This window comes from Aquimarina sp. RZ0 (assembly GCF_008370685.1).
GTDB lineage: Bacteria > Bacteroidota > Bacteroidia > Flavobacteriales > Flavobacteriaceae > Aquimarina.
Window position 1 is genome coordinate 1 of the sequence record NZ_VTZU01000012.1, and the last position, 13117, is coordinate 13117.

At 32.9% G+C, this 13117-nt stretch carries 12 protein-coding genes; 6 read left to right on the forward strand and 6 right to left on the reverse strand.

Going from position 1 to position 13117, the window contains the following annotated elements; genetic code table 11:
- Window positions 1–54: 54 nt before the first annotated feature.
- Window positions 55–1296 carry an IS256 family transposase gene (locus tag F0000_RS06350; RefSeq protein WP_149623878.1) on the reverse strand — a complete coding sequence of 414 codons (1242 nt, stop codon included), beginning with the start codon at window positions 1294–1296 and terminating at the stop codon, window positions 55–57.
- 1273 nt (window positions 1297–2569) lie between these two features.
- Between F0000_RS06350 and F0000_RS06355 the strand changes: the two genes are divergently transcribed.
- A complete protein-coding gene (locus tag F0000_RS06355) occupies window positions 2570–3205 on the forward strand; it encodes a hypothetical protein (RefSeq protein WP_149623879.1) in 636 nt (211 codons plus the stop codon).
- Between the two features lie 84 nt (window positions 3206–3289).
- Here F0000_RS06355 and F0000_RS06360 read toward each other — a convergent pair whose 3' ends face one another.
- Window positions 3290–3637: a DUF6249 domain-containing protein gene (locus tag F0000_RS06360; protein ID WP_149623880.1), complete on the reverse strand. Its 348-nt coding sequence runs from the start codon at window positions 3635–3637 to the stop codon at window positions 3290–3292.
- A gap of 129 nt (window positions 3638–3766) precedes the next feature.
- Between F0000_RS06360 and F0000_RS06365 the strand changes: the two genes are divergently transcribed.
- The 3 genes from F0000_RS06365 to F0000_RS06375 all read left to right on the forward strand — a co-directional run bounded on the left by F0000_RS06365 (window position 3767) and on the right by F0000_RS06375 (window position 5502).
- The gene (locus F0000_RS06365) at window positions 3767–4375 is read left to right on the forward strand and encodes an RNA polymerase sigma factor (protein WP_255452652.1); all 609 of its coding nucleotides are present in this window, start codon (window positions 3767–3769) and stop codon (window positions 4373–4375) included.
- Window positions 4359–4748, forward strand: a complete 390-nt coding sequence (locus tag F0000_RS06370) for a hypothetical protein (RefSeq protein WP_149623881.1) — start codon at window positions 4359–4361, stop codon at window positions 4746–4748. The genes F0000_RS06365 and F0000_RS06370 overlap by 17 nt, the downstream gene beginning before the upstream one ends.
- 70 nt (window positions 4749–4818) lie before the next feature.
- Window positions 4819–5502 (forward strand): peptidoglycan DD-metalloendopeptidase family protein, encoded by a 684-nt coding sequence (locus tag F0000_RS06375; protein WP_149623964.1) that lies wholly within the window; start codon window positions 4819–4821, stop codon window positions 5500–5502.
- A gap of 10 nt (window positions 5503–5512) precedes the next feature.
- Here F0000_RS06375 and F0000_RS06380 read toward each other — a convergent pair whose 3' ends face one another.
- The 4 genes from F0000_RS06380 to F0000_RS06395 form a co-directional block, all read right to left on the reverse strand.
- The gene (locus tag F0000_RS06380; protein WP_149623882.1) at window positions 5513–6115 is read right to left on the reverse strand and encodes a DUF4377 domain-containing protein; all 603 of its coding nucleotides are present in this window, start codon (window positions 6113–6115) and stop codon (window positions 5513–5515) included.
- 205 nt (window positions 6116–6320) lie between these two features.
- A complete protein-coding gene (secA, locus tag F0000_RS06385) occupies window positions 6321–9677 on the reverse strand; it encodes a preprotein translocase subunit SecA (protein ID WP_149623883.1) in 3357 nt (1118 codons plus the stop codon).
- Between the two features lie 233 nt (window positions 9678–9910).
- Complete coding sequence (locus F0000_RS06390) at window positions 9911–10132, reverse strand: DUF2795 domain-containing protein (protein ID WP_006989959.1); 222 nt, start codon at window positions 10130–10132, stop codon at window positions 9911–9913.
- A 142-nt stretch (window positions 10133–10274) separates the two neighbouring features.
- The gene (locus tag F0000_RS06395; RefSeq protein ID WP_149623884.1) at window positions 10275–10850 is read right to left on the reverse strand and encodes a cob(I)yrinic acid a,c-diamide adenosyltransferase; all 576 of its coding nucleotides are present in this window, start codon (window positions 10848–10850) and stop codon (window positions 10275–10277) included.
- Window positions 10851–11144: 294 nt separating this feature from the next.
- On the opposite strand from F0000_RS06395, the gene F0000_RS06400 reads away from it, so the two are divergent.
- The gene (locus tag F0000_RS06400) at window positions 11145–11861 is read left to right on the forward strand and encodes an Ig domain-containing protein (RefSeq protein ID WP_149623885.1); all 717 of its coding nucleotides are present in this window, start codon (window positions 11145–11147) and stop codon (window positions 11859–11861) included.
- A gap of 612 nt (window positions 11862–12473) precedes the next feature.
- The gene (gene recR, locus F0000_RS06405; protein WP_149623886.1) at window positions 12474–13094 is read left to right on the forward strand and encodes a recombination mediator RecR; all 621 of its coding nucleotides are present in this window, start codon (window positions 12474–12476) and stop codon (window positions 13092–13094) included.
- The last annotated feature ends 23 nt before the right edge of the window (window positions 13095–13117 follow it).

Here is a 13117-nt window from a genome sequence, read left to right on the forward strand (position 1 = left end):
GGAAGTGTAATTATAACCCTGTCTCAGGGTTAAGCCCCAGGAGGGCTCTGGAAGCTAGCTTCCAGAGCCCTCCTGGGGCTTGGTCGCTAAATCGAGTGCTATCCGATCCCCAAATTTAATATATAATTGTTGGATAATCAAGCTCCAATTGTGTAAAGGGGCTGTCCATTTCTTCTGAATATTTTTAGTGGCTAAGTATACTAGCTTTAGCAATGCCATATCATTGGTAAATGCTCCCTTTGTTTTTGTTACTTTGCGTACTTGGCGATGAAAGCCTTCTACCGCATTAGTGGTATAGATCATTTTTCGGATTGGAGCGCTAAATTCAAAATACTGTGAGAGCTCCTCCCAGTTATTTTGCCAACTATCAATCACCACTGGGTATTTACTGCCCCATTTCTCTTCTAAGTTCAAAAGTTCATCCTCTGCTATTTCTTTGTTAACAGCCCGATATACCTTTTTTAAATCCTTTAAAAATTCCTTCTGATCCTTAGAGGCTACATATTTTAGGGAATTACGAATTTGATGGACAATACAAAGCTGAGTGATTGCCTTTGGAAAAACACTTACAATAGCATTGGTGAATCCTTTGAGATTATCTGTACAGGCAATTAAAACATCTTGCAAGCCTCTATTTTGAAGATCCGTAAGTACTTGCAACCAAAAATTAGCACCCTCACTCTCTGAAACATACATTCCTAGTACTTCTTTATATCCTGCCTTATTAATGCCTAAAATATTATAAAGAGCTCTATGCACTACTTTACCATCAACTCGGACTTTATAATGCATAGCGTCTAACCAAACAATGCAGTACATCGACTCTAAAGGACGGCTCTGCCAAGCCTTGATATCAGGGATGATCTTATCGGTAATCTGACTTAGTACCGTATGGGAGATATCAGTATCATATATCTCTTTAATATGAGATGATATGTCCCGTAAACCCATCCCTAGACCGTATAAACCAATGATTTTATCAGATAAGTTGTCTGCTAAAATTGTTTGACGTTTTTTAACCAAGGAGGGCTCAAAACTGCTCTGGCGATCTGTAGGGACTTCTAATTCAAAAGTCCCTTCATTACTCTTTATCGTCTTTCTAGATTTGCCATTACGCTTATTACCTTTTGATCGCTCACTATCGCTTAAATGAGATTCCATCTCCGCTTCTAAGGCTTTTTCTATAAAACTCTTTAGCATAGGTGCGAAAGCGCCATCTTTGCCAAATAAACTCTTGCCAGTCATAAACTGTTCTAGAGCTTTCTTTTCTAATTCTTGCTGTTCTGTCTTTGTCATCTTATCTGAATAATGTATAAATTAAAAATTTAGTATTCAGACAAGGTTATATTTACACTCTCAAATAGAAGTTTAAACCACTTCATGATTATATAGAAAAGCTTTACCTCATTTGGTAAAGCTTTCTTTATTCTAATATAGTGGTTTTGGGTATAAGAAAATACGCTGTCAGATGTTCTAATTCTCTTCGATACTACCTTTCACTACATCTATCGTCTCTCATCTAGTACTGCTACCTGTGCATTAGTATATCTAGATGTAAGTAATGTTATCCACTTTGATAAAGTTTTAGTACAACTTTTCTCTATTCCATCTTATACGATTTATAACTAAAAATTTCGCATATTCATCGTTTCTTTCTCCTTTCTACTTCGTTTAAAAAATAAACCGTAGCTATAGCTATGCTTGATTTTTTTGCCTTGCATAAAGAAAAAATAATTCAATGAATTTATACGAATTTTTTAATCACAAATCGTATTACTATATAGATAATCGAACTCACATTTATTTTTCTTCGAGCTTTTATACTTATGTAAGTATTAGATTACTATGTGTTAAGAATATTCTTATATAGAATGTAAAACCGATGTATTATATAATCTTATATTTATTAACATTTTTTTAGTATTTAATTTTTAGTTTAGAATAAAATATTGATTGAGATAATATGAGTAAGGGTTGTTAATAGTAAAGGCTGTCTGTTTTATTGAGACTTTGAAGGGGTAATTGAAAATGTGGTAATTAGATGCAAGTATTTTATTCTAGACTAAAATGTATTTTACTTGTAATTATTTGTAATTATGAGGTTTATGTGATATCGATTAATGGTGTAAATAACTAATAATGATTACTGAATTGATTGATAGTGTTGTTTTAAAATGTTAGAATAACTGAAAAATGAGTAGTTGAAGAATTGGGTTTATTAGATAATGAAGAACTGATTATATTCTAAATAAAATGTTAATTTTTTTAAATCTGATTCATTAAATATTAATATTTTATTTGTAATTAGTAAAAGTGAGTTTATTGCTTTTTTAGTTGTTTTGACGTATTATTATGCTTTTAATCTATGCAATTTTAATTTTATACAAATAAAATGTTGATTATTAGACAATTATGTTTTTAAATCAACTGAAAACTAGATTTTCGTGTTATTTGTCGAGAATAAAAAACATTTTGTCTAAAAGTTCTGTTTTTTTTTCGGGGAATGATAATTTAACGATATTATTGTGTGGTAATCACGTAATTATATTACGATTTAAAAACCTGGATAATGAAAAATTTAGCATTTGTTTTCGGCTTACTTTTCTTCACAAATCTTAATGCTCGAACAGAAAGTGATAATTTGCAGGTAGTTAAAGATGGTTTGGTAATCGTAATTGTAAATTTTAAGGAAGGTGATAAAATAAAGTTATTTGAGGTAGAAACAGGTGATCATATTTTATCTAAAACAAGAGGTCAGATAGATCTTAGTCAACTACCATCAGGAAAATATTTATTAGAAAATAATTATGGTAGTTCTACTGTAATAGAGAAAACAGAATTTGAGATAGTTGTAGAAGAAGTATTAGGAATGGATTATATGGTTGATGTTGATAGTGAGTCAATGTCGTCTAATCTAACGACTGTTGAAGAAGAATTAGAAAACTATTATTATATATCTGAAAAAGATCCATTGTTTATTACTAGAGATGGAGATCTGATTACGGTAACTGATTTTCAGGAAGGTGATAAAATAAAATTATTCGAATTAAAAAATATAGTGCATATATTATCAAAAACAGTAGGGACTGTTGATTTATCGCAACTACCTGTTGGCAAATATGTACTGGAAAATAATAAAGGACAATCTGTAGTTGTAGAAAAAATTGAAACTGAAGAAGAAGAATATGCAGTAGCTTATAATTAGAAAAATTGAAAATTCATTTATATAGGGTAAATAGAATTTAGGGGAAAGACCTATCATATGTTTGATAGGTCTTTTATTATGTTCTTATTTTTCAAGATTTTTGGTCATTGTAAAACCTGTAAATAACCCTACTCCTGCCATTAAGAAAATAGTGCCAGGGTATGCTATTTCTTCTTCAACTCCTAATGTGTAGTGCAGGATTCCTGCAATAAAAATTCCAATCCCAACTCCCATTAGCAGTAATGATAGATTTAATATTAAAACCTTCCATATAGGAGTGACTCTTTTTTCTTTGCTACTATAAAAAATAGAAGCATCAGCTCCTTTTTCTATTAAAGCCATTCGTTCTCTATTTCTTGATGAAATAAATAAATAAAAGATTCCGAAAATTACTCCAAAAATGGCAGGTAAAATAATTACTTCTGATCCCATGTTTTTTAATTTAAATGATTAATACTGTTCGTTTTTTTTATTATGACGGTATGTGTCTATATCCGGTTACAAAAAATATTGAAAAAAATATTTTTATATTTTTAATATAAAGATGTAACCAGTAATAACATGGTGTCGTCTTATGGTTACATGAACCATCAATCAGATCAATATTATATTGCTCGGGTGTTAGCGGGTGAAACTAATGCTTTTTCTTTTTTGGTAGCTCGCTATCAGAATTTGGTGTATACTGTTGTGTATCGTGTAGTAAGGAATAGAGAAGTAGCAGAAGAGGTGGCTCAGGACACGTTCATTAAGGCTTATAAATCATTAAGCAGCTATAGAGGAGAAGCAAAATTTTCTACCTGGTTGTATACAATAGCGTATCGCAAAAGTTTGGATGCTATCAAGAAAGAGAAACATGTTATGTCTACAACACTTATAGAAGAAATAAGTGAAGGAGAAGTAGGATTAGTCAATGACGCATTAAGTAATTTGCAGGCTAAAGAAAGAAAAAAAATCATATCTGATAGTATTATGCAGCTTCCGGAAGACGAAGCTGTGATTGTAACCTTGTATTATTTTGAAGAGAAAAGTATAAAGGAAATCACAAAAATAGTTGGTTTGACAATGGATAATGTGAAAATTAAATTGTTTCGAAGTAGAAAAAAACTATATTCGATGTTAAAACACCATATTTTACCAGAAATAAATAGTAATAATGGAAGAGCAATTTGAAGATATTAAAAAAATAATTAAAGAATCAGGTGTAGATACTCCATCTGCTGATTTTATGCATAAAGTGATGAAAGAAATAGTAGTTGTTTCTGGTGAAAACTCGCAAGTGTATCAACCTTTAATTTCTAAAAACGCCTGGGTGGTTTTAAGTTTTGGGTTTATAATATTCATAGCTGCACTTACTTTTTTATATGATAGTGATACCTCGATCTTTGATCTATATAGTCTTTCTGTATTCAAGCCGGATAGTATTGATTTTGCTTTTTCAGGGTTTAAGTTTCATCAAACGACCACCTATGGTGTATTGTTTTTGGCATTATTGTTTTTGATTCAGGTTACGGTGATTAAGCGTGGCTTAGATAAAGATGTATAGTTTAAACCACTTCGACAAGTAGGTTTGTAATAGATAAAGTAATTTCAAAAAAAAATAATAGATAATGACAATGCATTCATTTTCTAAGTATATTGAGGGGTTATCTCAAAATTTTGTTCCAGTAATATCTTCAGAATTTTCTAATAAAGAATATATAGCTATTGATCTGTCCAAAAACAGTGCAGTATTAGAAAATATAGATGTGTCTTCTTCTCAGGCTTTTGAGGAGTGTATACATCAGTATTTATTAGTAAATAAGGCAAAAGTTGCTTATGGAGGTTATCATGAAGTACGTGGGATTTATAGCAGAAGTATGCATTTTAATCAGCAGGATCCAATGACTGAGCGCTCTATTCATTTAGGATTGGATATTTGGTGTAATGCAGCAACAGCAGTTATTGCACCATTAAACGGGAAAGTCCATAGTTTTAAGAATAATAATAATTTTGGAGATTACGGACCTACTATTATTCTGGAACATACCATTGGAGGTGTCTCTTTTTATACGTTGTATGGTCATCTAAGTGTAACATCGATTCATGCTATTAAAATAGGTCAGGAATTTGATAGAGGTGCTATTATCGGTAATTTAGGAGATTCTTCGGTGAATGGTGACTATGCGCCACATCTTCATTTTCAGATCATAAAAGATATGCAAGGAAATTTTGGGGATTATCCTGGTGTTTCTAATAAGATGGATATGCCCTATTATATAGAAAATTGCCCTGATCCTAATTTGTTGTTGAAAATATAGTTAAATTATATTATTTAGTTATAAGTTCCTGAAGGATATAGGTGTTCTCTTCACCATGGGTAAAAACACCTGTTACTTCCTCTTGATTTTCAATTTTTGTAACCAATTCGTTGCATAGACTATTGCAATCGATAGAAATCGTAGAATTTATGATATAGAAAGTGCTAGTGTCATTATGTACCCAGTTTACAAAGGTATCAGTATTTTCCTTTTGAGTTAATCTTATATTGAATGTAGTTTCGGGAGAAACTGAGGTTTTGGATATGAATTCTATCACCGTAGCTATTGTACTCGATCCATCAGCGCGAGGGTTTTCTAGATCGGTAACTTTTACTTTGATGTCTTGAATAAGACCTTGCTGAAATTCAAAACCTTCTATGGGATATGGATACGCCTGGAATTCTCTGTCACTGCCAATATCACTCCCTTCTTGTACTGTTATCTCAACTCCCGGATCACCTATCGTAAATGAAGAAGAAATTGTAGTGTTTTGATAATGATTTACTCTAAGATTAGAAATAGAAATTACAGGTCCATCATCACCATCCTTATTGTAATAACAGGATGAAAGTGTGCATAGTACATAGAATAAAAGAAAGGACGTGTTTTTCATAATGAATTCTTTCTATAAAGATCAAAAAAACCTGAAAGGTTGCTTCAGGTTTTTGTTGATTACTAATGTAATTATTTTTTTGCTTTCCTCGATAATCGAGATTTAAATGTTATGGGACTTGTCTCGAAATCAAACTGTTTTTTCTTATAAATGCCTCGCGGTACTTTATTAGATGTCTTCGTTGACTTGCTTCGAGGTAGTTTACTCACCCCACAAGTACCCATTCGCCTTTTTCTATTAATGGGATGGCTTGTTTGTATTTCAGGGTTTTATTCTCTCCGCTCATTACGTGTTTTATGGTTACCTTATCATTACGACCGATTTTTGGTTGCTCACGTACAATGGTTTCTGTTACAGGTTGCTGTTGTTGCTGTGTTTGTCCTGTAGCTCTGTTTTGAGCAGCACGCTCATCCATATTAGGGATCTCTTCTTTAGAGGTTTCCAGGTTTTCTTTTTTGCGTACCTGACGTGCTTCAGAAATATCTTGTGTGTCACCTGTAGGTAATTCTCCTTTAAACAGGAAGGATATTACGTCTTTATTTACCTCCTGGATCATAACTTTAAATAATTCAAAAGCTTCAAATTTATAAATTAATAAAGGATCTTTTTGTTCGTGGACAGCTAGCTGCACACTTTGTTTTAGCTCATCCATCTTACGTAAATGTGTTTTCCAGGCATCATCGATAATGGCTAAAGTGATATTTTTTTCGAAATCCGTAATGAGTTGCTTTCCTTCGGTTTCATATGCTTTCTCGAGGTTGGTGGCAACATTTAAGCTTTTTACACCATCTGTAAAAGGTACTAAGATGCGTTCGTATTTACTTGACGGATCTTCGTAGACTTGTTTGATTACCGGGTATGCCGCTTCTGCATTGCGTCTCATTTTATCCTGATAGTGTTCGTATGCAGCTTTATAAACTTCTCCGGCAATAGTAAGTATATCTTTCTTTTCAAAATCGCTTTCGGTAACCGGACTGCTCATAGAGAAATAACGGATCAGCTCAAATTCAAAGTTTTTAAAATCTACCGAGCCTTTATTTCCTTCGGTAATCACTTCGGCTGTTTCATAAATCATGTTTGCAATATCTACACGCAGACGTTCTCCAAAAAGTGCGTGGTACCTTCTTTTGTATACCACTTCACGCTGTGCATTCATTACATCATCATACTCAAGTAATCGCTTACGAACACCAAAATTGTTTTCTTCTACTTTTTTCTGTGCTCTTTCAATGGATTTAGAAATCATAGAATGTTGGATTACTTCTCCTTCTTTTAGTCCCATTCTGTCCATCATTTTAGCAATACGTTCAGATCCGAATAGACGCATCAGGTTATCTTCTAGCGATACATAAAACTGAGAACTTCCCGGATCTCCCTGACGACCAGCACGACCTCGTAACTGCCTGTCTACACGACGGGAATCGTGACGTTCTGTACCTACAATCGCCAGACCTCCCGCTGCTTTTACGGCATCGGTTAATTTGATATCTGTACCACGACCAGCCATATTGGTTGCGATTGTTACTACTCCGGGATTCCCTGCTTCTGCAACAATATCAGCTTCCTTTTTATGGAGCTTTGCATTCAGTACATTGTGAGGTACTTTTCTTATGGTAAGCATTCTACCGAGTAATTCTGAGATTTCTACAGAAGTTGTACCAATTAGAACGGGTCTTCCTGCATTAGAAAGTTCGGTTACCTGCTCAATAACAGCATTGTATTTTTCACGCTTAGTTTTGTAAACTAAATCTTCTTTATCTTGTCTTGCGATAGGTCTGTTTGTTGGTATTTCGACAACGTCCAGTTTGTAAATTTCCCAAAGCTCTCCTGCTTCTGTAACTGCAGTTCCTGTCATCCCTGATAATTTACCATACATACGGAAATAATTCTGTAATGTTACGGTGGCAAATGTTTGGGTAGCGTCTTCAATCTTGACATTCTCTTTGGCTTCTATGGCCTGATGTAATCCATCACTATAGCGCCTACCATCCATAATACGTCCGGTCTGTTCATCAACAATTTTCACCTTGTTATCCATCACTACGTATTCTACATCTTTCTCGAATAATGAATAAGCTTTTAATAGCTGGCGTAAGGTGTGTATGCGTTCGCTTTTTACACTATATTCTCTAAATAGTTCTTCTTTCTTTTCGGCTTCTTCTTCTTTGGATAAACCTAGTTTTTCAATTTTGGCGATTTCCATTCCTATTTGCGGTAGTACAAAGAAATCAGGATCGTCTTTACCAGAAAGGTAATCTACACCTTTGTCAGTAAGATCAATTTGGTTATTTTTTTCTTCAATTACATAATAGAGATCTGCATCAATCTTATGCATCTCACGATTATTATCCTGCATATAGAAGTTCTCTGTCTTCTGAAGTAACATTTTTACTCCTTCTTCACTTAAAAACTTAATCAGGGCCTTGTTTTTAGGAATCCCTCGGTATACTTGTAGTAATTTAAACCCACCATCTTTGGTATTTCCTTCTTTAATAAGTTTTTTGGCTTCTGCAAATACTGTGGTAAGATATTTTTGTTGTACCGAAACGATATCTGAAATCTTTGGTTTTAATTCATCAAATTCATGGATGTCTCCTTTAGGAATAGGACCAGAGATAATTAAGGGTGTTCTGGCATCATCAATTAATACAGAATCTACTTCATCAATAATAGCATAGTTGTGCGGACGTTGAACTAAATCCTCAGGTGCGTGAGACATATTATCACGTAGATAGTCGAAACCGAATTCATTATTAGTTCCATAGGTGATATCTGCATTATAAGCGGCTCTACGTTCAGAAGAGTTAGGTCTGTGATTGTCTATACAGTCTACTGTTAATCCGTGGAACTGAAAAATAGGTGCCATCCACTCACTATCACGACGAGCCAAGTAATCATTTACGGTAACCAGATGTACTCCATTTCCCGAAAGAGCATTTAGATATACGGGAAGTGTGGCAACTAATGTTTTACCTTCTCCTGTTTGCATTTCTGCTACTTTTCCTTCGTGTAGTGCAATACCTCCTACTAATTGTACATCATAATGTACCATATCCCACGTAACTTCTTTGCCGGCTGCATCCCAGCTGGTTGACCATATGGCTTGATCTCCATCCAGAGTTATATGATCTTTGGTACCAGAAAGTTCCCTGTCATAGGAAGAAGCAATAACTCGTATGGTGGTATTCTCTGTAAATCGTTTTGCGGTTTCTTTGATAACAGCAAACGCCTCTGGTAAGATGTCGTTCAATGTCTTTTCTGTAGCATCATACGCATCTTTTTTAAGTTTATCAATCTCGGTATAGATATCTTCCTTTCTGTCAATATCTTCAATAGTATCAGCTTCTTCTTTTAATTGGTTAATTTTAGTATTGATCTCAGCACGTGCTTCATTAACAATGTTTTTAAATTCGATTGTTTTAGCACGCAGTTCATCATTAGAAAGTATTGAAATACTTTTTTCGGCTTTTTTGATCAATTCAACTTTTGGTTGAATTTCTTTTATATCTTTTTTGGATTTATCTCCAACGAATACTTTTAGTACAGAATCTAAAATTCCCATAATCTATGGCTGTGTGTTTTTAATGAGATTTTAATTTCAAAAAAATAAAATTAAAAAATCCCTTAGAAGCATTTTCAAATACTCGTTTCAATCTTTTGATATTCACTGTAATCTCAATGCCTCATTGATACTATTATACAATACTTCTTAGCTTTTTGGAAGCATAAAAAAGTGGCGTAATTTACGCAAAAAAAAAGCCTCTTGCGAGACTTTTAATACTATTTATTTATTTTTTAATATTCATCCTCATTCCAAAGATAATCTTCATCAGTAGGATAATCGGGCCAAATTTCTTCTATAGAATCATACGAGTCTCCTTCATCTTCAATAGATTGTAAATTTTCTACAACTTCTAATGGCGCTCCTGTACGAATTGCATAGTCAATTAACTCATCTTTGGTTGCCGGCCAAGGTGCATCACTTAAATAAGATGCTAATTCTAAAGTCCAATACATATGCTTACTGGTTTAATTTTTTTTTGCAAAAATAATTTTTTAGTTTAAAAAGTCAAGTAAAAAATTAATTATTTAAACAATAATTATAAGAACGTGATTTTTAAGGGTTTCCTAATTATTAATTTTAAGCAATTTAGAAATGTTATGAATTTTTCTCAGGAATCCATTTTATTTCATCAGCTTGCAAATCTGTAGACAACTTTCGTGCCAGTACAAATAGATAGTCAGATAGTCGGTTTAAGTACTGTAAGGTGGTCTCTTCAAAAGGAGATGCGTCATATAACGAAGTCGCTAATCGCTCAGCTCTCCTACAGACGCAACGGGCAATATGACAGAATGACACAGTTTGATGCCCTCCAGGTAATACGAAATGTGTCATAGGTGGTAAAGATTCATTCATGCGATCTATTTCATTTTCTAAGAATACAATGTCCTGATCAGAAATAGTAGGAATATTTAGGCGTTTCTGCCCGCTTTTAAGGATTGCTTTCTCAGGATCTGTTGCTAATACTGCTCCTACGGTAAATAATTTGTCTTGTATCTTGATCAATACTCTTTTGCTTAATTCATCAATTTGTTGATCTCTGATTAAACCAATATATGAGTTTAGTTCATCGACAGTTCCATAACTATCAATTCGTATATGGTGTTTAGGAACTCGGGTGCCTCCAAATAATGCAGTAGTTCCTTTGTCTCCCGTTTTTGTATATATTTTCATCTTTAGTACTTGTGATTAAATAACTTATTTACTCTTAACTACGGATAAAGAAAGTTATTATTACTTTCAATACTACAAACATTCTCATAAAGATCCAATACTTGTAAGAATTATAACTGTCGGGTTTTGTTAGTATGTGCTATTTTTTTTAAACGGTTTAAGCATTTTATTAACCTGATAATGAGTTTTTTTATTCTTCACTTAATGTGTATATTTAACAGGGAGTATTCCCTAGTAAAATAACAGCCTACTTCAAAAATAATGTTTTTAACTTATTAAAACTTAAACTAGATTATGAAACAAATAAAGAGAATAACTGTATTGTCAACTGTATTGTCAATTTTATGTTTATTAAGTATATCCTGTAGTCAGGAAGATATACTAGAAGAAAAATTAAATGAATCCTCTTTTTATTTAAAGAATGTGGATGGATCTTTGATAGATAAAATAGAGCCTGAGCTAATATCACCTATTTATGAAGATTTAAAATCTAACGGTAAAATCAATGAAGCAGTATCTTTTTTGAAGAATTATAATGATAAAGGAAAGTATATAGGGGATGTTTCTGATGTAGATATAGTGAAGGCTTCAAATCCTAGCTTTTATTACGGGGTTCATTTACAAAATACCGGATGGATTTATGGCAATGATAGTTCTGTAGATGTAACACCAAGTTACTATACTTTTGGAACTACCGGAGAGCATAGAAGATTAGAAGCTTTTTACTTAATTCTGAACAATACTAATATTTGTTATGAATCTCATTTGCAAAATATTGGATGGAATCAAGGAGTGTCTTGTAATGGTTCTATTACCGGGACGACTGGAGAAAGTAGAAGAATGGAAGCTATTAAGATATCACTGGATTCTGGAGTAGGTTTTGTGTTGTATCAGGCTCATTTAGCGGGAACAGGCTGGGAATCAGGTTGGGCATATAATGGGGACGTTTCTGGTACTATAGGCCAAAGTAGAAGGTTAGAAGCTTTCAGACTAAGATTTTTATTATACTAAAAAATAGATTAAAATTTTGGAGTAGGCTGCTATATTAAATTGATTTTGAGAATTGAATTGTGTTAATTTTTTTAAACATAACTACTGCCTTACTGAAAAAATATTACCTTATTACAGCACAAAAGCTGATTTTTTTGGCTAAAACTAGTATTCGTGAAGAGTTCATGAGTAAGATGAAAAATTATTCTTTCTTTTTATTTAAGTAGTTTTTTCTAAAATCTCTGTTTTTTCGATGATATAATTTTTTTTTATTCCTTCCAGAATTCCACAAGACTATTATGAATAAAATAGCAATTCCTATAATAAGCAATAACAGTTGTATTTCTTCAGAAAGTGAATCAAACATGCTTCTTTTTTTTATAGTAAAAGTAGTAAAATAGTTTGTGAGTAAATTGATTTTAAGTTATAAGAGTAGCAAAGGATGTATGCGATGAGGTGTTAAGAGTATTGCTAATAATGGTTTAATCTAAATAGAGTTTGCAATTGGATTGTGTTTTAAAACGGAAAAAAAGCGATACTTTTTAAAATTAAAAATTAGCATAAAGCCCATGAATTCAAAAACTCACTCACTTCCATAATAATCCACACAAAAACTATTACATTTGTAGCGCTATGGAATTTTCTTCAAAGTTACTGGAAAATGCGGTATATCAAATGTCTCAGCTACCTGGAATAGGTAAAAGGACAGCATTGCGTTTGGTGTTACACCTATTGAGACAACCTGAAACACAAACCCAGTATTTGGTAAAAGCATTAGGAGCTTTGAGAGAAGATATTAAGTTTTGTAAACAATGCCATAGTATAAGCGATGTAATTTTGTGTGATATATGTCAGAATCCTAATAGAATGCAAGATGTAATATGCGTGGTAGAAGATATAAGAGATGTGATGGCAATAGAGAGTACTAATCAATATAGAGGTTTGTATCACGTACTTGGAGGTAAGATTAGCCCTATGGATGGTATTGGCCCTAAAGATCTTTATATTGATACCTTAGTAGAAAGAGTGAAATCAGGTTTGGTTAAAGAGCTTATTTTTGCGTTAAGCGCTACTATGGAAGGAGATACAACTAATTTTTATATTTATAAGCAACTAGATAAAATAGAAATAAAAACATCTACTATTGCCAGAGGGATAGGAGTAAATGATGAGCTAGAATATGCAGATGAGATTACATTAGGGAGAAGTATTATTAATCGAATTCCGTTTGAAAATGCATTAAAGAGTTCTTAATATTGTAAAGTGTATTGTGTGCT